Consider the following 20,506-nt stretch of genomic DNA (forward strand, 5'->3'; position numbering starts at 1 on the left):
GGTGAGCCAGCAATGTGGGCTCTCCACGAAAGGGTAGGAATATTAGGCGGCATGCCAGTGCTAGAGCTGCTTGCTCAGCAGCACGCCGCTATACGAGTAGCCGTTGATATTAACTCCTTGCAACGGCACCAGCGAAATGCCTCGCTGGCTGGCCACTTTGTGCAGCTGCGGCACCACTACGCCCATCGTGGCACCCACGGCGTAGCCCACGATATTGTCGGAGAGGAAGTGTTTGCCGGCCTCCACGCGGAAATACGCTACCACGGCCGGCACGGCCGCCGCCGCGCCCCACACGTAGGGCTGGGCCGGCGAGCCGGGGTTATAATCGTGAAACACCTTGGCGGCGAAGAAGGTAGCGGCGGCCGTGTGCGCCGTGTGGCCGGCAAAAAACGAGTTGGTGGCAACGTGTCCGTTGCGCAGGTCGCCGCCCCCGGTGCCGTAGAGAAAGGGCCGGTAGCGCGGAATATTGCCAATGGAGGTAGTAAAGAGGGCATCGGCAGCCAACACCGTCTGCACATACAGCACCAGCACCTGCCCGTAGTGGCTGCGAATAGTGGGGTTGAGGGCCAGCAGGCCGGGCGCGATAACCAGCGTGGGGTAGCAAATGAGGTCGCTGGCCGTCTGGGCGCTCTGGCTGAAATAGCCGGCCGAAAAGCGGTCAAATCTGGGGATGTCGTTCTTGTTTAGCGCCGCTAGCTGCGTGTTGCTCAGGCCATCGCGCTGCATGGAGCGGTAGAGGCCGAAACCGCTCACGGCTGCTTCGCCCAGGATAACCGAGCCATCGACGGCGAAGCGGGTGCGGTAAGGCGAAGCTGATTGCTGGGCTAGCGCTGGCTGGGCAGCGGCCAGGCTTAATGTGCAGGTGAAAATATATAAAATATTCTTCATGAATATTAAAAAAATAAATTAAACGTAGGCTTCACGGCCAAAGTTGGCCCTGGGCGAGTGGCCGCAGGCAGGCAGATTATCTTCAGAAATTTACTCGCTTCTCGCCTATTCCAGGCCTTATCCCTTTGGCCACCTATTGTTTACGCTGGCTTAGGTCAGAATAGAAAGGCAATCGCCCACAAAATCCGACCAATCCGAAAAATCCGCATGAATCCGTGGTTCAGACAGCCTTGCGCAGCTCGTCGGGCTCGAAAATGCGGGCCACTTTGCGTTTGCGCTCGACCAGCTGGAAGGTGGCGCGGTCCTGGCTTTCGCTCCAATAAATATCGGAGATGAGGCCCCGGTGGGCCGGCTGGCCGGGGGTAGGGCGCACTTCCTCCACCAAATCGCCGAAGCCGAAGGGCGGCTTATTGTAGAGCTCCTTGAACAGCTCGCCGCGCACCAAAAACTGCTGCTCGTCGTAGCGCAGCGTTATCCAGTCGCTGTCGTCGTCGAGGTCACTCACCTTCTCAAACACCTTGCCCACCGGCTCTAGCAACTCAAACGAGCGGCGGTTGGCGGGGTGCAGGTAGCGGTAGCCGTAGTTGGGCGACCAGGCATATAAACCAAAAACAACGGGACGAGGACGGGGCATGTAAGCTTATGGGGGTAGGCGCAGCGCAAAGCTAAAACCCCAAACCCGGCCTGCGGGTTGCCCGGCATCAAAAACCAATCCGCTCCTGGCGGGCAGCAGAAAAATCAGCTTGCCTAATCCCTCAGCCGCGCCTGGTAGTTTTTCTACCCCCGCTTCGGGCGGCCACCAAGCTGGCTAGCATATCCTAATCTGCTTAGCCGCGTAAGAGGGTCATTAATTTGCTGGCCGCGCCAGCTGGGCTCACCATAGAAGCCCGCGCGCGCCGGCTTCTATCTATGCCTCCCTCCACTTTACCTAAAGCTAAACCCGCCGCTAAAGCAGCGGTTTCCCCTACCCCCCCTAAGCCAGCCGAAGCCCCGGCCGCGCCCGTCGTGGCAGCCCCCGTACGCGATGGTTTTGGGGCCCTACCCCACCCCGGCGGCACCACCTTTCGGGTGTGGGCCCCGGCCGCGAGCGCCGTTTCGGTAATCGGCACTTTCAACGACTGGGATAAGACCAAGAACCCTTTGCAGGCCGAAGGCGATGGCAACTGGGCCGCCGACCTGCCCGCCAAGCCCGGCGATGGCTACAAATACGTGCTGCAAACGCCCAGCGGCGAGCTCACCCGCAACGACCCCTACGCCCGGTCCGTGACCAACTCGGCGGGCCATTCGCTGGTGTTTGACCCCGCCGATTTTGACTGGGAAGGCGAAAATTTTCAGATGCCGGCCTGGAACGACCTCGTTATCTACGAGTTGCACGTCGGTACTTTCAACGTGAAAGAAGTGGGCCACCCCGGCACGTTTCGCGACGTGATAGCGCGGCTCGACTACCTGCAGGGCCTGGGCGTGAACTGCATCGAGATTATGCCGGCCACTGAGTTTCCGGGCGCTTATTCGTGGGGCTACAACCCGTCGAACCCGTTTGCGCTGGAAAGCGACTACGGCGGGCCGGAGGCCTTCCGCGAGCTGGTGAAGGCGGCGCACCAGCACGGCATCGCGGTGGTGCTCGATGTGGTATACAATCACTTTGGCCCCGGCGACCTCGATTTGTGGCAGTTTGATGGCTGGAGCGAAAACGACGGCGGCGGCATCTATTTCTATAACGACTGGCGAGGCGAAACGCCCTGGGGCCACAACCGGCCCGACTATGGCCGCCCCGAAGTGCGCCGCTACATTCTGGACAATGCCCTGATGTGGCTCGAAGACTACCACTGCGACGGCCTGCGCATGGATGCTATTGCCTTCGTGCGCAACGTGCACGGCGAGGAAGACCCCGGCGCCGACCTGCCCGACGGCTGGAGCCTGATGCGTTGGATAAACGAGGAAATCAAAGCCCGCCAGCCCTGGAAAATCACCATCGCCGAAGACCTGCGCTCCAACCCCGCCATCACGGGGGAAACGGAGCAGGGCGGCGAGGGCTTTTCGGCGCAGTGGTCGGCCTCGTTTATTTACCCGGTGCACGAGGCGCTCACGGCCTATTCGGATGCCGACCGCGATATGAACGCCCTGAGCCACGCTATTTGCACGGCGTATAATGGCGATGCTTTCCAGCGCATTATCTACACGGAGAGCCACGACGAGGTGGCCAACGGCAAGAGCCGCCTGCCCGAGGAAATAATGCCCGGCGACGCGGAGAATTACTTTGCCAAAAAGCGCACCGTGCTGGGCGCGGCGCTGGTGCTCACCGCGCCCGGCATTCCGATGCTGTTTCAGGGCCAGGAGTTTCTCGCGCCCGGCGCTTTCAACGATACGGAGCCGCTGGAGTGGGACTGGGCAGAGGCGCACGGCGGCCTCACGCAGCTTTACCGCGACCTTATTGCGCTGCGGCGCGACCTGCGCGGCGTGACGCTGGGCCTGCGCGGCCAGGGCTGCCACGTGTTCCACATCAACAACAGCGACAAGATTATTGCCTTCGCCCGCTGGGATGGCAGCCCCGAGGATGCGACGGTCGTCGTCGTCAACTTCGCCAACCAGGCGCACCAGGGCTATACCATCGGCCTGCCAGCCGGCGGCAACTGGAAGGTGCGCTTCAACTCGGACTGGGAAGGCTACGACGCCGATTTCAGCGATTTTCCTTCCCTGGGCACCGATGCCGTGGCGGGAGACTACGACGGCTACGGCCAGCACGGCAGCATCGCCCTGGGGCCATACGCGGCCGTGATTCTATCGCGCTAGCGCAAGGTTTCGCGAAGTAAAAAGAGGTTCCGCAGGGTTTGACATAACGTCAACCTTGCGGAACCTCTTTTTACTTCGCGAAACCTTGCGCGCTAAACCGGTGCCTGGTCGTAGCGCTCCTCGGCGGGCTGGGGCCAGCCGCCCTCAAACATAAACTCGGCCAGCGGCTTGCGGACGCGGGGCGCTGTTTCGCGCTCGCGCAGGGCTTCGGGCAGCTGGTCGGGGTTGCCGGGATAGCCGATGGTGAACACGGCTACCGGGTTGTAGCCGTCGGGAATGGCGAAAGCCGTGCGGGCGGCTTCGGCGGAGAAGCCGGCCATTTGGTGAATTTGCAGACCCAGTTCTACGGCCTGGATAGCCAGCGTTGCCACGGCCTGGCCCACGTCGTGGGTAGCCCAGGCATTGGGGTTGCTGTCGTGCGAGAACGTGGTTTTGGCGATGCTGATGGCCAGCACGGGCGCTTCCTTTACCCAAACCTGGTTGAAGGGAGCCAGCGTGCCCAGGATTTTTTGGTACGCCTCGGGGCTGCTCGCCTTGCTGCCCACGATAAAGCGCCAGGGCTGCTCGCCAAAGCACGAAGCGGCCGAGCCGGCGGCGGTAAAGAGCTGCTGCAACGCCTCGGCCGGCACGGGCTGGGCGGTGTAGGCGCGCGGGCTGCGGCGCTGCGTCAACTGGGGCAGAATGGGGTACTCGGGCGTGAGCACGTTGGTGAAGTCTGACATAAAAAAGGAATGGAATGCACCAGTCTAAAGCGCGGCGGCAAACGTATTGTTTTGGGTCATAACTCCTCGCCCACCGATTTCGGGTTGTTGATTAAACGCGCGGGCGCTTACCTTTCGCCCCTTATTCCTACCCCCCTTCTCCTCGCTTATGCAGCCGCAATCTTCCGCGCCCGAAGCTTTATTCCCCGATTCTTTGCTCATTGAAGTAGCCTGGGAGGTATGCAACCAGGTGGGCGGCATCTACACGGTTATTCGCTCGAAGGTGCCGGCCACGATGCCGGCCTGGGGCGGGCGCTACTGCCTGCTGGGGCCGTATTTTCCGCAGATGGCTCAGGGCGAATTTGAGGGCTACGACGACGACCAGCTGGCCGGCATGAACGACCCCTACGCCACGGCCGTGCGCACGCTGCGCGCTCAGGGCATGGATATTTGCCTCGGGGTGTGGCTCGTGACGGGCCGGCCGCGCACGGTGCTCATCAACCCATTTCAGAAATACGACGAGCTGGCGACGCTGAAAAGCGACCTCTGGCGCGACCACAAGATTCCGGCCCCTGACAACGACGATTTGCTGCACCAGGTCATTGCTTTTGGGCACCTGGCCACGCAGTTTATCGAAACCGTGGCCCGCCAAACGGTGGACCAGTGGCGGATAATCGGGCACTTTCACGAGTGGATGACGGGGGTAGCGATTCCCGAATTGCGCCGCCGCCAGGTGCCAGTGCACTTGCTTTTTACGACGCACGCCACGCTGCTGGGCCGCTACCTGGCCATGAACGACCCCAATTTTTACGACAACCTGATGCTGGTGGATTGGCGCGCGCAGGCCCGGAGCTTCAACATCGAGCCGGCCGTGAGCATGGAGCGCGCCGCTGCCCACGGCAGTCACGTGTTTACCACAGTGAGCGAGCTGACGGTGCGCGAGTGCATCTATTTATTGGATAGAATTCCCGATGCGGTGCTGCCGAATGGCTTGAACATCGAGCGCTTCGTGGCCCTGCACGAATTTCAGAATTTGCACAAGCTCTACAAGGATAAAATCCATGAGTTTGTGATGGCGCACTTTTTCCAGAGCTATTCTTTCGACCTCGACCAGACGATTTACCTCTTTACCTCGGGCCGCTACGAGTATCATAACAAGGGTTTTGACCTGACGCTGGAAGCCCTGGCGCGCCTCAACCACCGCTTGCAACAGAGCGGGCTGACGGGGCAGGTCGTAATGTTTTTCATCACCAAGCGGCCCTACACCAGCATCAACCCGCTGGTGCTGCAAAGCCGCGCCCAGCTGGAGGAGGTGCGCCAGACCTGCCGCGCCATTGAGGAGCAGGTGGGCGAGCGGCTGTTTTATGCCGCCGCCGCCAGCCAGGACCACCGCCTGCCCGACCTCGACAGCATGGTGGACGACTACTGGAAGCTGCGCTACCGCCGCGGCCTGCAAAGCTGGAAAACCTCGGCCCTACCCTCCGTTATTACCCACAACCTGGTGAATGACCAGGACGATGACATCCTGAATTTCGTGCGCAAGGCCAACCTGGTCAACAACAAGCACGACCGGGTAAAAATCGTGTATCACCCTGATTTCGTGAGCACTACCTCGCCGTTGTTTGGCATGGACTACGGGCAGTTCGTGCGGGGCTGCCACCTGGGCGTGTTTCCGAGCTACTACGAGCCCTGGGGCTACACCCCGCTGGAGTGCGTGGCCCGCGGCGTGCCGGCCGTGACGAGCGACCTCTCCGGCTTTGGCGACTACGTGCAGAAAAACGTGCCCGACCACGAGGAAAAAGGCATTTTCGTGGTGCGCCGCCAGGAGCGCAGCTTCGACCAGGCCGCCGAGGAGCTGACCGACATGCTCTGGAACTTCGTGGTGCTGAGCCGCCGCGAGCGCATCAGCCAGCGCAACCGCGTGGAAAGCTCCGCCGATATTTTTGACTGGAAAAACCTGCGGGTTTATTACGACCGGGCGTATGCGCTGGCGCTGGAGCGGCAATAAGCAAGTGGGAATTGGAAATTCTGTCATTACGAGCAAAGCGAAGCAATCGCACCTGAACGACACTCACGCCGTTCGTTCGGCTATCGTGCGGGTGCAATTGCTTCGCTTTGCGCGCAATGACAGACGATTGATAATGCGCAAATCCCTACCCCTCCTGCTGCTCCTGCCCGCCGCCGCCCTGGCCCACGAGTTCTGGCTACAACCGGCCAGCTACCACGTAACCGTGGGCGCGGCTGTGCCTGTCAGGCTATTGGTGGGCGAAAACTTCGCGGGCACCAGTTGGGCGCGGCCCACGCGCCGGGTGCGGCGCTTCGTGCGCTTCGGCCCTACCCCCCTCGATTCGGCCGACCTGCGCCCCGCGCTGCTGGCCGACTCGCTGGCCCCGGCCCTGCGCTGCCCCGCGCCGGGCACGCACGTAGTCGCCCTCACGAGCCACTTGGCTTATATCGAGCTGCCGGCCGCCCAGTTCACCGCTTATTTGCGCGAGGAAGGCCTGAGCCTCGCCCTGCGCCAGCGCCAGGAAGCCGACGAAAGCACCACCAAGCCCGGCCGCGAGGCCTACCACCGCTGCGCCAAGGCGCTGCTATTAGCTACCCGTGGCGCCGCCCTACCCCCCGCTGCCGCCGACACGGGCTATCGCCGCGTGCTGGGCCTGCCGCTGGAGCTGGTGCCCGAGCAAAACCCCTACCGCCTGCGCCCCGGCGCCGCCCTCACGGTGCGGGTGCTGAGCCAGGGGCGGCCGGTGCCGAGCGCGCAGGTGCAGGTGTGGCACCCTACCCCCCTGACGGGGCCGCATCGCACACCCACGCCAGGGCCGCCGACCGTCACCCGTTTCGCTACTTATTCCAATGCCCAGGGGCGGGTGCTGCTGCGCCTGCCCGACGCCGGCCCCTACCTGCTGACCACGGTGCGCATGGAGGCCGCGCCCGCCGCCCTCGCCAGCCGCGCCGATTGGCTGAGTACGTGGGCCTCGCTTACCTTTGGAGGGCCGAAAACAGTAGCCGCCCCCTGAACCCAATTGGTTGATGCTGGTCAATTCGTTCAGGATGAGCCGGGGGCAAAGGTTCATTTCACGTTCTGCATTTTATCGCTACCTTCGCCATCCAGCACGTAATTCTCCATCTCCCGCCGCGGTTTTTATGAAATACTCCATTGATAAGAAAGAGAGCTATACTGTCATCACAATTGATGAAAAGAAGCTCGATACGACCGTTGCGCCTGACCTGAAATCGGAGTTTGTTAAGCTCAACGCGGAAGGCAGCAACAACCTGATACTCGACCTGCAAAACGTAAAATACACCGATTCGTCGGGGCTTAGCAGCATCCTCATTGCCAACCGGCTCTGCAACTCGACAGGCGGGCTGTTGGTGCTCACCGGCCTGCAAGACCACGTGCTTAAGCTCATCACCATCAGCAAGCTCGAGTCGGTACTGCATATTCTGCCTACGGTGGAAGAAGGCATCGACCGCATCTTTTTGCACTCCATTGAGCGCGATTTGACGGACAAGGAATAGATTTATCTGGGCCGCTGCCTTTATGCGGCGCATAGCCGTTAGCTGTTGGCTGTTAGCTTTTTGTCGGTTAGACGAAAGTTGGCGCTGGCAGCTAACGGCTGCTTTTTTTTCATAACCTGTTAGCGCCTGCGAAAAAGCTATAAGCTAACAGCAACTAGCTAGCAGCTGACAATGCCATTCGAGCTTCAAATATTGGGCAGTGGCTCGGCTACCCCTATGGTGGGCCGCCACCCTACGGCGCAGATACTATCGGTGGGCGAGGGCCGCTACCTCATCGACTGCGGTGAGGGCACCCAGCTGCGGCTGCTGGAACACCGCCGCCGCCTTAGCTCGCTGCGGGTCATTTTTATCTCGCACCTGCACGGCGACCACTACTTCGGGCTGTTTGGGCTGCTGAGCACGCTCAGCTTGCAGGGCCGGCAGGAGCCGCTGGTGGTGGTGGGCCCGTCCGGCTTGGAGCTGGTGCTCACCACGCAGGCGCTGCACTCGCGAATGCAGCCCAGCTACTCCATCACGTTTGTGCCCGTCGATACGGAGGCGCACGCCGTGGTGTATGAGGATGCCCTGGTGCGGGTGTGGTCGCTGCCCATGCGCCACCGCATTCCGTGCAGCGGCTACCTGTTTGAGGAGCAGCCGCGCCGCGCCAAGCTGGTGAAAGAGCGCCTACCCCCCGGCCTCACGCCCACCGAGCTAAGCCAGCTGGCGCAGGGCCACGACCTGCCCGCCGACCCTGAAAGCGGCCGCCCGGCCCTGGCCCACGCCGACGTGTCGGTGCCGGCCGCGCCGCCGCGCCGCTATGCCTTCTGCTCCGATACCGTGTACACGCCCGAGCTGGCCGATTTGGTGCGCGGCGTGGACCTGCTCTACCACGAGGCCACGTTCTTGGACGACCTGCGCGAGCGGGCGGCCACTACCTTTCACAGCACCGCCCGGCAGGCGGCTCAGCTGGCCCGCGCCGCCGATGCCCACCGCCTGCTCATCGGCCACTTTTCGTCGCGCTACAAGCAGCTGGAAGCCCATTTGCAGGAAGCGCAGGCCGTTTTCCCGTGGACGGAGCTGGCCACTGAAGGCCTGGAAGTGAGCGTGTAGGGTAAGCTTTAAGCAGTCAGTCAAAAGTAATGGTACAAAAAGAACGTCATTCCAACAGGGCAAAAGCACCAAACGGTTAGTTAGCGTCTGGGGGCTGTGGAGCTAGCTGGCGGAGCAATTGTCGGAGGTAGTCATCATCGCGAGCCGCTTTCTTGCGCTTGCGTGGCAGACTCATCTTCGTTGGCTCACGTCGTAAGAGGGTGAGAGCCAGCTTGCGTAGGGTAGAGAGGTTGCGCGGGGCGTGGCCCTGGCGCACCCGGCAGGCATCCTCGGCAAAGGTGACATCCAGGTGCCAGTGCAGGTCGTTTTCGATGCCCCAGTGCCCGCGCACATAGCCCGCCAACTCGCCCGCACTCGCTTGCGCCAGCGAGCTCAGGTAGTAGCGCGTACTGTGCTGCTCCCGCCCCTGTTGCCAGCGCCGGGTCTGCACGCAGACCACCGCCGCCAGGCCCGCCCACTCGGCAGCTTCCTCCACCAGATTCAGGTTCCGGCTCACCCATACCCGGCGTTCCTCGCCGCGGCCGTGGTCTTTTTCGCGGCTCACAAAGGCCGGCTCCTGCCGCAGTAGCGGGGCAAGGTGGGCCTGCACTTGCTCGAAGAGGGTCCGCTGGTTCTGCTTGAGGGCCAGCACATAATCAGCCCGGCGCTCGACCAGCGTCGTGGCAATGGCGCGCTGACAGCCGATGGCATCGATGCTCACCACGCTGCCGGCTACCTCCACCAGGTCGAGCACTTGGGGGATGGCCACGAGTTCGTTGGCTTTGCTGGCCACTTGGGTCTGGGCCAGGCATAGGCGCTGTTCGGTCGCCCAGACGCTGACCAGCTGCACGCTGGCCTGGCGCTGGCCGGGCAGGCAGGTGCCGCGCACCTGCTTGCCATCGATGGCCAGCTGCTGCCCAGCCAGGACCCGCATAATGTCCTGCCCCCAGTGGGTGAGGCTGGCTTCAAGTTCGACGGGATTCAGGCGGCTGAACACGCGCTGCAACGTATAAGACGAGGGGATGCCGGCGGGCAAGCTCAGAAACTGAGCGAGCACGGCCTGTTTGTCGCAGGCGTAATCATAAATCTGCTCAAAATCTTCGCAATCAGCCAGTAAGCCGCACAGCACCAGCCAAATAATATCGCTTAGCTCGTGTAGACAGCGCCCCTCCACCCGATAGTCCGTTACCTGCCAAAAGAAATCCGCTACTTCTTCTTCCATCCCCAAAGGTCGCTAACTTACCTTTTGGTGCTTTTGCCCTGGTCATTCCAAGCTTGCCGAGGAATCTCGCTCGCGTCATTCGGGCCTCGTTCCACGACGCACGCGAGATTCCTCGGCAAGCTTGGAATGACGTTCTTTTTATACCATATACTTTTGCACGAGTACTTAGCTTACCGTTTTAGAAATGTGCGGTAAGCTTTAGCTTGCTGTCTTAGCAATCACGACTCACGCCCGGCAAGCTAAAGCTTACCCTACCCCCCCCGGCAAGCTAAAGCTTACCGCACTTATAAATGCCCTCCTACGCCCACAAAAAACAGCAGCTTTACCTGGTGCTCAGCGGCATTTTTCTGGTGAATGCGCTATTGGCCGAAATTATCGGCGTCAAGATTTTCTCGGTTGAAAAGACCTTCGGGCTGAGCGGCAATCTCACGGCGGGGGTGCTGGTGTGGCCGGTCGTGTTCATCACCACCGACATTATCAACGAGTACTTCGGGCGCAAGGGCGTGCTACGCATCACCTTCCTCACGGTAGGGCTGATTTTGTACGCCTTTTTGGTTATTCTGGGCACTACCAAGCTGATACCAGCTGATTTCTGGCTCGACCTAAACAAGACGGACGCGCAGGGCCGGCCCTTTAATATTGAGTTTGCTTACCAGAGTATTTTCCGGCAAGGGCTGGGCATTATTATCGGCTCGCTGGTGGCGTTTATTATCGGGCAGATGCTCGATGCCAGCGTGTTCCAAGCATTTCGGCGCGTCACGGGCAGCAAGTATATCTGGCTGCGGGCCACCGGCTCCACGCTCATTTCGCAGCTCGTGGACAGCTTCGTGGTGCTCTACGTGGCATTCTATTTGTTCGGCAACTGGTCGATGACGCAGGTTATCAGCGTAGCCAAGTTCAACTACTGGTACAAATTTGCTGCCGCCATCGTGCTCACGCCAGTACTTTATCTGGCTCATTATGCTATTGACCGGTATTTAGGCCCAGAAGAAACCGTGGAATTGCAAGAAGAGGCGTTTGTGGATAAGAGCGTGTAGATTATCAATTTTCCAATTTTTATTAACTATATGTTTAAAAGAATTACCTGCTACTTGGTCCTAAGTATGTCGTGCCTGACCAGCTACGCGCAAATGCAAAAGAGCCTGTTATTTGGTCATAGGGCCGAGTCCGGATTTTATGTGCTTAGTGATAATCGACTGGTGCGCTACCCTGGTAACATCAAGGTGTATGCGCACGAGTTGGTGGTTAAAGACGAACAAGGCAAACAAATTAAATACACGCCGGACGAGGTGTACAGTGCCCAAATTGGTACTACGCATTACATCGCGGCGAGCGGCTTCAAAACCAAGAGCGGATTCTGGTCCGTTAAGCAGGAGGAAAAGCTGTTTGTAGAAGTAGTGGATAGCGGCAAAATTTCCCTTTATCGTTACTGCTATACGGTAGGTGGCCCCAATTACAGCAGCCGTGAATTAAACACTTATATGCTGTACGACGTGGCACTGGATTCAACGACTACCCTGCCGGTGAGCGCCTACACAGGCAAGGGCAAGCGCTTTCGGGAAGCGCTGGCTCCTTTCGTCGCTGCCCGTCCCGATTTGCTAGCCTTGCTCAACAACGGTAACATTAGCATTGATGAATTACCTGCTTTTATGCACGCGCTCAATACTAATCAGACCTTTATAAGACCCAAGCCAATACCTCCTTTTGGTGTCGATTAATTACGTAATTCCCATGTCCCGCATCCTTACTGGCATTCAGAGCACTGGCCGCCCACACCTGGGCAACCTGCTCGGTGCCATCCTACCCGCCATCGAGCTGTCGAAAAACCCGGCCAACGACTCGCTGTACTTCATCGCCGATTTGCACTCGCTCACGACCGTGCGCGACCCCGCGCTGCTGCGCGCCAACACCTACGCCGTGGCGGCGGCCTGGCTGGCCTGCGGCTTCGACACCGAGAAAAACCTGTTTTACCGGCAGTCCGACGTGCCGCAGGTGACCGAGCTGACGTGGTATTTGTCGTGCTTCACGCCCTACCCCATGCTGGCCAACGCGCACAGCTTCAAGGACAAGAGCGATAAGCTATCGGACGTGAACGCGGGCCTCTTTACCTACCCGGTGCTGATGGCGGCCGATATCCTGCTCTACGATGCCGAAATTGTGCCCGTGGGCAAGGACCAGATTCAGCACCTCGAAATAGCCCGCGACATCGCGCACGCTTTCAACAGCCGCTACGGCGACACGCTGGTGGAGCCCCAGGCCCGCGTCGATGCCGAACTGATGACCATTCCCGGCACCGACGGCGCGAAGATGAGCAAGAGCTACGGCAACATCATCGACGTGTTTGCGCCCGAAAAGGAGCTGCTGAAAACTATCAAAACCATCATTTCAAGTAGCATGCTGCTCGAAGACCCCAAAGACCCCGATACAGACGTCACGTTCCGGCTGTATTCGCTGCTCGCTACCCCCACCGAAACGGCCGACCTGCGCCAGCGCTACCTAGCCGGCGGCTACGGCTACGGCGCGGCCAAACAGGCGCTCTACGAGCTGATTTTGCGGCGCTTTGCGCCGGAGCGTGAGCGCTTTACCTTCTACATGAATAACCTGCCGGAGCTGGATGCCGCGCTGGCTAGCGGCGCGCGGCGAGCGCAGGAATATGGCGCGGGCGTGCTGGCCAAGGTGCGCGAAAAGGTAGGCTATGGTGTCTGAACCACGGATTCATCCGGATTTTTCGGATGAATCGGATTTTGTGGACGGGTAGCGAAAAGTAGGATTAGAAAACAATAAAACGGGTTTAAGAACTTATTAGTCAAGTTCTTAAACCCGTTTTATTGTTTTCTAACTACAATTTAATTCCGGCGCTCGGTTTGGACCAGTCGTTCGCCGGGCGTGGCCTGGAAGCCGCCGAAGCCGGCGGCCAGCGCGCCCAGCACCATGCCAATGAAGGTGTAGATAGCGGCCTTCGACAAGGCTGAGGCGGTGGCCTCGCCTACCTCGCGGGCTTTTAGAGCGGCGGCGTCCTTGGCTTGCTTCAGCTTGGCCTGGGCCTCCTTGGCGGTGTTAATCCAGTTGTCCACGATTTGCTCCGACTCGGCGCGGCTCTTGCCGGTGCGCTTCATCACCACGTTCACGGCGGCGTCGCGGTCGGCGGCGTTGCCGATGTTGTCGGCGCGGGAAGTCAGGTTATCGAACACCTGGTCGAGGGTTTCGCCCGCGTCCTGCGGGTTTGCGGCGCTCTGGCCGGCGGCGGCTTTGGCGTTGTTGCCAGCGGCGCGGGCCTGGCTTTCGAGGGCGCTCGGCTGCAGCTCAGGCTTGCCGGTTTGCTGAAGCAGCGTGCGGGCTTCGTGCTTGAGGTCGTTGACGTCAATGCCCTGCTTTTTCAACTCCCCCTGAATAGCATCGCCAGCCTGCGGAGCCACGGCAGCAATGCCGCTGCCGGCGGCCGTGAGCGTGCGGCCCGCCAGGCCGCCTACCCCGCTAATGATGCCGCCCACGGCCGTCGTGAGCAGGTAGAACGTGAAGAGCGTAACCAGGCACCAGCTCAGCAGGCCGTGCAATAGGCCATCGGCGCGGCGCGGGCTGCCGGCCAGCCGCCCGGCTACCACACCTCCCACATACAGCGCCACCAGCGTGCTGATACCGTACCAGATGATGGCCCCCGTGCCAAGCCCATTGAACGGATTGCCCTCCTGCATAGGGTTCACGGTGCTCAGGCCAATTCCAACGCCCAACATGCTCAGCCCCAACTCGGTAACGAGCGCCAGCAGCGCGCCGCCAAACACCGCGCCCCACGAGATGCGCCGGTGCAGCTTGGGGTCGGCGGTGGTAGTAGTGGCAGAATAATTGGGGGGGTAGGCGGGGGTCACGTCGGCCACAATCGGGCGGGCGGGGTAGTCGGGATTAGGAGTTGGGTTCATGGGAGTGGAGAAGGAAGTGGAAGGAAAATATCAACGAGGAAGATAGTAACCTCCGCCATTGCGGAAATTGAGTTTTACGCTTTACGGCTATCTCTCTAAACAGTTGATTTTCTTATACTTTTCTTCATTCTCGGACGTCCCCGTTGGCCGGCCCTATCCCCGCCAAAACATTAGTACTGCTGCTGATGGGCGAAACTAAAGCCCACCTTACTACCGCGGCTCACCTGCTGGTTTTCCAGCTTTTGCTTCACCGATATTTTCTGAATTTCGGGTAGCGGCGGAGCAATGAGGTCGTTGTTGACGGCGGCAATCATGGCGCTTTCCACGAACAGGCGCAGCGATTCGGCCGTGACGATGCTGCCGCTCATATCGTGGCCGGGCAGCTCCAGCTGCTGCACGCCTTCCAGAAAATAATGGTTGTCGATGTTGATAAACAGGCGGCCCAGTAGGTAGCCGGGGTCGTTCAGGCGCTGATAGCGGATGCTATCGGCCATGAAGTTGTAGGCCATGATGTGGCCAAAGAAGCGCCGCCGGAAGTCGGCCTCCACGTAGGGCGTGTTGAGCGGCCCGAAATCGTCGGCAAACGTGACGATGTTGGAGTGCATCACGAACACCAGCAAGTCGCCCGAGAAGCGGATGTGAAATTCCATCTCGTTAACGGGCAGGCACTCAATCTTTACGCTGGCGTCGGCGTCGGCGGTTACCTTCTGGGTCAGCTCCAGGCACAGCTGCTGCGACACCTGGCGCAGCAGCGTAAATGCCGCCTGCGTAGCCCGAAAAATAGCCTGCTTGGCGCTCGATTTTTCGCGCAGGCCCTGGGCAATGAGGTTGAGGCGGTCGGGCAGCAGCTCCGCAGTAGCCGGGGCCAGGTCGGAGTCGGGGGTCGCTTTGGCACGGGGCGCTTTGGGGCGGGCAGCCAGGTTCGGCTTGGTGGGAGGGGTAGGCGGCGCGGAAGGAGCAGCAGATTTAGCCATTGTAAGCAGGTGGAGATGAGAAGCAAAGAAACACGGCAACCTCCTATTTCAACGGCGGCGGCCTCGCAGAAGTACGCAGGTGAGTGAGTATGCGGCTGCCTACCCCTGTCACTGGTGCGCATGAGCCACACCTGGCGCTCATGTTACGCGCAGGCAATCCTTATTTTACTACCTTCCTGACAAGCGCCAAACCATTTAGCTAAAAAACTGGTTTTGGGTAGGATAATAACACACTGCCGAGTCTATTCGTAAAAGCAGTAAAATCTAATTTCTGTCGCTGCCATGACCGATACCTATCTGCGAAGCCTCGGCTTTGCGCCTACCCGCCAGGAATCGCGCAATAGCCGGGATAATTTCAACCAGACCTGGCGCTACCAGTTCGACCATGCCGCCCGCGATGGGGTGAGTCTTTACATTGAGCACCCGCTGGGGATTGAGAGCTGCCGCCTGAGTACGCTGGCCGCGCCGCTGGCCGCGCAAGACGTGTTTGCCACCATTGGCCTGCACGACCGGGCCGGTTTGGAAATCGCCATCAAGGATTTTTATGCCGCCCACGGCGGCATGGGGCCGCAGGTAGCCTCGTTCGTACCGCACCTGTTCCGGCCTTATCACCGCCAGGAATAACTTTTTTCAGCCACCCGGCCCGCCTACCCCCCCCTCATGGACCAAGAACAGCTTGCCCGCCAAATGCACGGTGTGGTATATACGCAACGTAAGCTATCCTACCTGCAAGAGAAGCTTACCGAGGCCTCCGCTCATAATCCGGTGCCCCTGGTGCCGGGGCAGCGCACGCTGTCCGTTGCCAATGTGGTGGCCGCCAGTGAGCACGAGCGCCGCATGAATGAAATTATCGAAGAGATAAACCAGGAAGAAACAACGGTAAAGCAGCTAACAGAATCGCTGCTGGAGGTGATTCCGGAGATAATTAAAAACCTGATTCGCCAGGGAATGCCGCTCGTAGCCGATTGGCAGAAAGATGGCATTGCCTCGCTGGCGCTGGTGTATGAAAAGCAGCGCTTCATCATTATTCCTGATAATGAGCTGGACTGAGGGTCCGGCAATTGCCAGCCCCTAAAAAAGCCCCGTTTCCAGCTTGGAAACGGGGCTTTTTTAGGGGCTGCGCCGGTGGCTAGTCGATGCGCATGAGCTTTTTGGTTACGACGTTGGTCGCCGTCACCAATTGGAGCAGGTACATGCCGGGCAGCAGGCCGGTGCCCACGAGCGTAAACTGCTGCCGCACACCCGCTTCGACGTTGCCGTTGTAGAGCTGCCGCACGAGTTGATTGCGGGTATCGAAAACCGACAGCTTAACCGGGCCAGCGGCGGGCAGGCTGAATTCGATGGTCGTTTGGCCGGTGAAGGGATTGGGATAGGCCTGGAGCTCCAGCTGGGCATCGGCGGCGGGGGCAGCGCCGTCGTCGGTGGCAAGGGCCGAGGCCGAGGAGACGGCCGAGACGCTGGCCGTCGTTTTGGCCACGCTGCTGGTAGTGGTGAAGGGAATGAGGTGGCTGCCGGCGATGGGCGCTTCTTCCTGGCCCGAGGGCAGCGTCCAGGCCACGGACACGTTGTCGTCGCCGCCCGCCTCTTTTTGCAGCACCTCCACATAGTAGCGGTGACCGGCCAGCAGGTTCACCGCCGCCGACTTCTGGCTGCTGTACTTGTTCCACTCCCGGTAGCTGGTCCAACCGTTTACACTGGCAATCAATACCTTATTGGCAACCGCATCATCCGTGCTCAGCCACAGCTGCGAGTCGTCATCGCCAGAGATATGGAAGACGTAGGCCCCATCCTGGGGCGGGCAGAGGTAGCCGCGAATGCGAGTCCCGTAATTATCGCCGATGTTGCGGCCGCCTTCCAGCTGCGTGAGCGTAGCCGTGACATTGGGCGGCGTAGCCAACGGAATGTTCGCCACGCTCGTGCCCGCCACGTTGGTCCACTGCTCCCAGCCAATGGAGCCCGTGCCTGCGCAGGCCGTAGCCGCAGGGGTAGCCGCAGGGGCCGTGTAAGGAATGAGGTGGCTGCCGGCGATGGGTAGCTCGGCCGAGCCGTCGGGCAGGTTCCAGCCCACGGCTACGAAGTCGGCACCGTTGCCTTCCTTGTGCAGCACCTCCACGTAGTAGCGCCGGCCAGCCACCAGGCTCACCGTTCCCGACTTCTGGCTGCCGTACTTGCTCCACTCGCCGGGGTTAGTCCAGCCGCTGAAGCCGGCCAGCTGCACCTTGTTGGCGGGCGTGTCGTCGGTACTGAGCCAGAGCTGGCAGTCGTCGTCGCCCGCAATCTGGAAGGTATAGCTGCCGCTCTGGGGTGGGCAGATATAGCCGCGAATGCGCGCCCCGTAGTTGTCGCCAATGTTGTAGGCGCTCTCCAGCTTGGTCAGCACGGCCGAGTTGTTGGCCGCCGTGCCCACCGGAATGGCGGCTACGCTCGTGCCCGCGATGTTGGTCCACTGCTCCCAGCCAATCGAGCCCGTGCCCGCGCAAGCTACCGCCGTGGTGGCAGGGGTAGCGCCCCCGCCAGCCAGCACAAACTGCGGCGTCTCGGTTACGGTGAGCGTCACTTTGCCGCCTTGGGTCTTTACGCGGCTGGCCAGCATGCTGGCCTTACCCTCCTGGGGCTGGTAGATGCGGGCCGAGTCGGCAGTGCCCAGGTCGAGAGTGTAAGTAGCGGTGCGCGCTTTCTCATCGGGCACCACCAGGGCATAGATGGTTTTGCCATTCGCCTCATAGCGGTCCACGAGGGGGTCGCTGTTGAGGGTGCCCGTGTAGGAATAGGCCCCCAGCAAGGCATTGGCCTGCCGCAGAAAAGTAGCGGCCGGCTTCGGCGTTTGGTCCGTATTGAGGAGGCCCGACGAGCCAAACTGAATCGGATTGGTCGGATTATCGTCGTGCAGCTCGTAGAAAAACGTGCGCTCTACCCCCCAGCGGGCATAGAGCAGCGCCGTGCGCAGGGTCCAGTCAGCTTCCGTTTGCAGCACCGACCGGCCACCGATGGCGGGCGCGTGCAACGGGCTGCCCTGGTTGGTGTCGTAGCCGGTTTCGGTTACCCACACCGGCATGTCGTTGGCATACTGGTGGGCCATGTTAATAAAGCTCTGAGCTACCTGGCCGGCATTCGAGACTTCGGGCGCCGAGCCGCGGGTGGAGGTGCCATTTTGCGAGGTGCTGGCATCGTTTGAGTAGAGGTGGTAATTAATCACATCCCAGCACAGGTTTACCGAACCGTCGGCCTTGAGGCCCCGGTTTTGGCGGCACCAGTCAATCATGCCGCGCACGTAGTCGGGATTGGGTGAGGCCAGCCCCGCCATCACGACCTGCATGTTAGGGTCAGCATTTTTGACGCCTACCCCCGCGCCCATCGTGTTCTTGTTGCCATCGTAGAAGGCCGACAGGTTGGCCGCATATTCGAAGGCAGTTTGGTAGGCTTTGCGGCCCTTCCACCACTTATCGCGCTCATTATCACACTCAACGTACTTAATATAGCCCAGGCCAATCTTAATCTGGTTGGCCGGGTCGCCAAACCAGCGAGTGCTCGTATCGACGTGCAGCAGGGCCGGGTTCACGTTCAGGTTGGAGCCATAGCGGGCCACGTACTGAAAAGCCATCCGCGCCTGGTCGATGTACGAGTTGGGGTCGCTGAAGTCGCTGCCATAGCGCACGGGCACGTTTTCGGCATCGCGGTCGGCGCTGGGATACGAGGCCAGCATCCAGTCGGGCACCGTCTTGAGGCAGGCCAGCACCTCGATACCTTCGGCCTTAAGGCGCTGGTACATCACGTCGTAGTTCCAGCCGCCACTGTGCACGGGGTTATAGGTGAAGTTCCCCTGCGTCGATTCCAGCTTGCTCCAATCGAGGTAGTGCCGGACGCCGGTGAAGTTTTTTACGGCCGTCAGGCGGGTTTCGTCAATTACCAGCGGGTTGCTTGGGTCTTCCAAATCCCACTCAAAGCCATTCACGCCCATCTCCTGGCCTAATTTAATCTTCTTCTGCACCGCAACGCCGGTCTGGTTGGTAACGGGCAGCGGCGTGCCCGGCACGTAGGTGCCGTATAGCTCTATTTCGGTGGGGTAGCCCCAGGTGGCCGTGATGACCAGCGCCCGGATATTGCTGATGGGCGAGGGCAGCTTGAAGTTGGTTAGCTGGTTGGGGTCGGGTCCTTCCCACTGGTAATTATGCCCGCCTTTATATGTGCCAATGGCCACGCGCTGCCCGGTGTTGGTAATGACCGAAAGCGTCATGGGGTCGCTCATATTATTGCTACCCCCATCATAAAAGCGGATGCTCTCGATGCTCATCGCCTCGCCCGGCTGGAAGGTATAGTACGTATCGTAGCTCGGTATAATCTTGCCCCAGCCCGTAATCGAGCCCGTCGTAATTGAGCCATCAAAGAGCGGCTGAATATTATTGGGCGAGTTGCTGAGCCCATACCAGCGCGTGGCATCAATCGGAATCTTGCCGCTGGTGCTGGCAGTGGTCACTGCGGGAGGGGGGGTAGGCGCTGCCTGCACGAGCTGCGTCTGGCTGGTGCTGGCCGCCAAGTAGTTAGCACTAGCCGCCTGACTTGCCGTGATGGTGGCCGAGCCCGCGCCCACCACCGTAGCCAACCACTGGCCGGTTGCCGCCGACACGCTCACCACGGCGGGCGTCGAGGAGGTATAGCTGATGGAAGCAGCAGTGTTGGTGCTGCTGGCCGCCAGCGCAAAGGGCGCGTTGCCCACCGTGCGGGGGGGTAGGGGCCCAAAGGTGAGTGCAGGCGCCACCGCCTGCACCGCCGCCGCAGTGCCAGCCTTGCCAAACACCTTCACCTTCACCGGAATGTTATTGCTGAATTTATGAATCACGATGGCATCAGCCATCACGCCGCCACTCACTACCATATTCACGTATTGATAATACGTTTCTCCCGTGAAAGTGCCGATAAGCGTGCGCTGCGTGCCATACTGCGCATAAATCGTGGCCGGGGCCGACGTAAACACCCCTTCATAGTCGAAGAGCGCTAACCGGGTTAGCACCGTGGTTTGCTGAAGTTTCAGCGTCACGTCCATGTACTGGAAATTGGTGGGTAGCCAGCAGTTCTGCACCAGGTTGTTGAGGTTATCGTCGCGCCAGGGCGAATAGTCCTGGCCCGTTACAACGCTCTCCGTAATGGTGCCGATGCTTATTGCCTGCTCACCAGCATTAGGCGTAATCTGGGCTACCGCGAAGCTGAGTTTCAAAAAAACGACTACTGGCAACAGGTATTTTTTAACAAGGAACAAGGGCATACTATACTTAAATTTACGAACACGCTACAGAAGAGCGAAAAAAACTGTGGAAACCATTCAAATTTTAATCATAAAATGTTCATTTCATTTTATGCATGTTAAATACTTTGCCTAGGCTGAAATCCTGGTTTTAAGAAGATTGTATTATTAATTTTTGATAAACGCAA

Annotated in this window: 17 protein-coding genes; 10 read left to right on the forward strand and 7 right to left on the reverse strand. The window is 60.0% G+C overall.

Annotated elements, in window-relative coordinates; genetic code table 11:
- Window positions 1-60 precede the first annotated feature (60 nt).
- Both A0257_07495 and A0257_07500 read right to left on the reverse strand, forming a co-directional pair.
- Window positions 61-888: a hypothetical protein gene (locus A0257_07495; protein ID AMR26966.1), complete on the reverse strand. Its 828-nt coding sequence runs from the start codon at window positions 886-888 to the stop codon at window positions 61-63.
- A gap of 220 nt (window positions 889-1,108) precedes the next feature.
- Complete coding sequence (locus tag A0257_07500) at window positions 1,109-1,522, reverse strand: hypothetical protein (protein AMR26967.1); 414 nt, start codon at window positions 1,520-1,522, stop codon at window positions 1,109-1,111.
- A gap of 371 nt (window positions 1,523-1,893) precedes the next feature.
- On the opposite strand from A0257_07500, the gene A0257_07505 reads away from it, so the two are divergent.
- Window positions 1,894-3,678 carry a 1,4-alpha-glucan branching protein gene (locus A0257_07505; protein ID AMR26968.1) on the forward strand — a complete coding sequence of 595 codons (1,785 nt, stop codon included), beginning with the start codon at window positions 1,894-1,896 and terminating at the stop codon, window positions 3,676-3,678.
- A gap of 92 nt (window positions 3,679-3,770) precedes the next feature.
- On the opposite strand, the gene A0257_07510 is transcribed toward A0257_07505, so the two are convergent.
- Complete coding sequence (locus A0257_07510) at window positions 3,771-4,400, reverse strand: hypothetical protein (protein ID AMR26969.1); 630 nt, start codon at window positions 4,398-4,400, stop codon at window positions 3,771-3,773.
- A 148-nt stretch (window positions 4,401-4,548) separates the two neighbouring features.
- On the opposite strand from A0257_07510, the gene A0257_07515 reads away from it, so the two are divergent.
- The 4 genes from A0257_07515 to A0257_07530 all read left to right on the forward strand — a co-directional run bounded on the left by A0257_07515 (window position 4,549) and on the right by A0257_07530 (window position 8,990).
- Window positions 4,549-6,387 (forward strand): glycogen synthase, encoded by a 1,839-nt coding sequence (locus A0257_07515; GenBank protein ID AMR26970.1) that lies wholly within the window; start codon window positions 4,549-4,551, stop codon window positions 6,385-6,387.
- A 133-nt stretch (window positions 6,388-6,520) separates the two neighbouring features.
- The gene (locus A0257_07520; GenBank protein ID AMR26971.1) at window positions 6,521-7,399 is read left to right on the forward strand and encodes a hypothetical protein; all 879 of its coding nucleotides are present in this window, start codon (window positions 6,521-6,523) and stop codon (window positions 7,397-7,399) included.
- Window positions 7,400-7,526: 127 nt separating this feature from the next.
- Window positions 7,527-7,901, forward strand: a complete 375-nt coding sequence (locus A0257_07525; GenBank protein AMR26972.1) for an anti-anti-sigma factor — start codon at window positions 7,527-7,529, stop codon at window positions 7,899-7,901.
- A gap of 171 nt (window positions 7,902-8,072) precedes the next feature.
- Window positions 8,073-8,990: a ribonuclease Z gene (locus A0257_07530; GenBank protein AMR26973.1), complete on the forward strand. Its 918-nt coding sequence runs from the start codon at window positions 8,073-8,075 to the stop codon at window positions 8,988-8,990.
- A gap of 76 nt (window positions 8,991-9,066) precedes the next feature.
- Here the strand turns inward: A0257_07530 and A0257_07535 are convergent, their stop codons facing one another.
- Window positions 9,067-10,191 carry a hypothetical protein gene (locus A0257_07535; GenBank protein AMR26974.1) on the reverse strand — a complete coding sequence of 375 codons (1,125 nt, stop codon included), beginning with the start codon at window positions 10,189-10,191 and terminating at the stop codon, window positions 9,067-9,069.
- Between the two features lie 290 nt (window positions 10,192-10,481).
- Here A0257_07535 and A0257_07540 point away from each other — a divergent pair, with 290 nt between their 5' ends.
- Genes A0257_07540 through A0257_07550 form a run of 3 tightly spaced genes read left to right on the forward strand, consistent with a single transcriptional unit; the run spans window position 10,482 to window position 12,897 of the window.
- Window positions 10,482-11,228 (forward strand): hypothetical protein, encoded by a 747-nt coding sequence (locus A0257_07540; GenBank protein ID AMR26975.1) that lies wholly within the window; start codon window positions 10,482-10,484, stop codon window positions 11,226-11,228.
- A 30-nt stretch (window positions 11,229-11,258) separates the two neighbouring features.
- Window positions 11,259-11,909, forward strand: coding sequence for a hypothetical protein (locus tag A0257_07545; protein AMR26976.1), 651 nt, complete (start codon window positions 11,259-11,261; stop codon window positions 11,907-11,909).
- Between the two features lie 13 nt (window positions 11,910-11,922).
- Complete coding sequence (locus A0257_07550) at window positions 11,923-12,897, forward strand: tryptophan--tRNA ligase (protein ID AMR26977.1); 975 nt, start codon at window positions 11,923-11,925, stop codon at window positions 12,895-12,897.
- Between the two features lie 140 nt (window positions 12,898-13,037).
- Here the strand turns inward: A0257_07550 and A0257_07555 are convergent, their stop codons facing one another.
- A complete protein-coding gene (locus A0257_07555) occupies window positions 13,038-14,105 on the reverse strand; it encodes a hypothetical protein (protein AMR26978.1) in 1,068 nt (355 codons plus the stop codon).
- Between the two features lie 170 nt (window positions 14,106-14,275).
- Window positions 14,276-14,950: a hypothetical protein gene (locus A0257_07560; protein AMR29665.1), complete on the reverse strand. Its 675-nt coding sequence runs from the start codon at window positions 14,948-14,950 to the stop codon at window positions 14,276-14,278.
- Window positions 14,951-15,361: 411 nt separating this feature from the next.
- Between A0257_07560 and A0257_07565 the strand changes: the two genes are divergently transcribed.
- Both A0257_07565 and A0257_07570 read left to right on the forward strand, forming a co-directional pair.
- Entirely contained in the window at window positions 15,362-15,703 is a 342-nt protein-coding gene (locus tag A0257_07565; GenBank protein ID AMR26979.1) for a hypothetical protein, read from the forward strand.
- A gap of 36 nt (window positions 15,704-15,739) precedes the next feature.
- Entirely contained in the window at window positions 15,740-16,129 is a 390-nt protein-coding gene (locus A0257_07570; GenBank protein ID AMR26980.1) for a hypothetical protein, read from the forward strand.
- Window positions 16,130-16,208: 79 nt separating this feature from the next.
- On the opposite strand, the gene A0257_07575 is transcribed toward A0257_07570, so the two are convergent.
- Complete coding sequence (locus A0257_07575) at window positions 16,209-20,339, reverse strand: hypothetical protein (GenBank protein AMR26981.1); 4,131 nt, start codon at window positions 20,337-20,339, stop codon at window positions 16,209-16,211.
- Window positions 20,340-20,506: the final 167 nt, after the last annotated feature.

The sequence above is a fragment of the Hymenobacter psoromatis genome (genome assembly GCA_001596155.1).
GTDB lineage: Bacteria > Bacteroidota > Bacteroidia > Cytophagales > Hymenobacteraceae > Hymenobacter.

Excerpts from the sequence above, each read along its gene's own strand:
- A0257_07550 (AMR26977.1), top strand. The coding sequence starts at position 11,923 with ATGTCCCGCATCCTTACTGGCATTCAGAGCACTGGCCGCCCACACCTG.
- A0257_07520 (AMR26971.1), top strand. The coding sequence starts at position 6,521 with ATGCGCAAATCCCTACCCCTCCTGCTGCTCCTGCCCGCCGCCGCCCTG.
- A0257_07525 (AMR26972.1), top strand. The coding sequence starts at position 7,527 with ATGAAATACTCCATTGATAAGAAAGAGAGCTATACTGTCATCACAATT.
- A0257_07510 (AMR26969.1), bottom strand. The coding sequence starts at position 4,400 with ATGTCAGACTTCACCAACGTGCTCACGCCCGAGTACCCCATTCTGCCC.
- A0257_07515 (AMR26970.1), top strand. The coding sequence starts at position 4,549 with ATGCAGCCGCAATCTTCCGCGCCCGAAGCTTTATTCCCCGATTCTTTG.
- A0257_07565 (AMR26979.1), top strand. The coding sequence starts at position 15,362 with ATGACCGATACCTATCTGCGAAGCCTCGGCTTTGCGCCTACCCGCCAG.
- A0257_07555 (AMR26978.1), bottom strand. The coding sequence starts at position 14,105 with ATGAACCCAACTCCTAATCCCGACTACCCCGCCCGCCCGATTGTGGCC.
- A0257_07495 (AMR26966.1), bottom strand. The coding sequence starts at position 888 with ATGAAGAATATTTTATATATTTTCACCTGCACATTAAGCCTGGCCGCT.
- A0257_07540 (AMR26975.1), top strand. The coding sequence starts at position 10,482 with ATGCCCTCCTACGCCCACAAAAAACAGCAGCTTTACCTGGTGCTCAGC.
- A0257_07500 (AMR26967.1), bottom strand. The coding sequence starts at position 1,522 with ATGCCCCGTCCTCGTCCCGTTGTTTTTGGTTTATATGCCTGGTCGCCC.
- A0257_07530 (AMR26973.1), top strand. The coding sequence starts at position 8,073 with ATGCCATTCGAGCTTCAAATATTGGGCAGTGGCTCGGCTACCCCTATG.
- A0257_07545 (AMR26976.1), top strand. The coding sequence starts at position 11,259 with ATGTTTAAAAGAATTACCTGCTACTTGGTCCTAAGTATGTCGTGCCTG.
- A0257_07575 (AMR26981.1), bottom strand. The coding sequence starts at position 20,339 with ATGCCCTTGTTCCTTGTTAAAAAATACCTGTTGCCAGTAGTCGTTTTT.
- A0257_07570 (AMR26980.1), top strand. The coding sequence starts at position 15,740 with ATGGACCAAGAACAGCTTGCCCGCCAAATGCACGGTGTGGTATATACG.
- A0257_07535 (AMR26974.1), bottom strand. The coding sequence starts at position 10,191 with ATGGAAGAAGAAGTAGCGGATTTCTTTTGGCAGGTAACGGACTATCGG.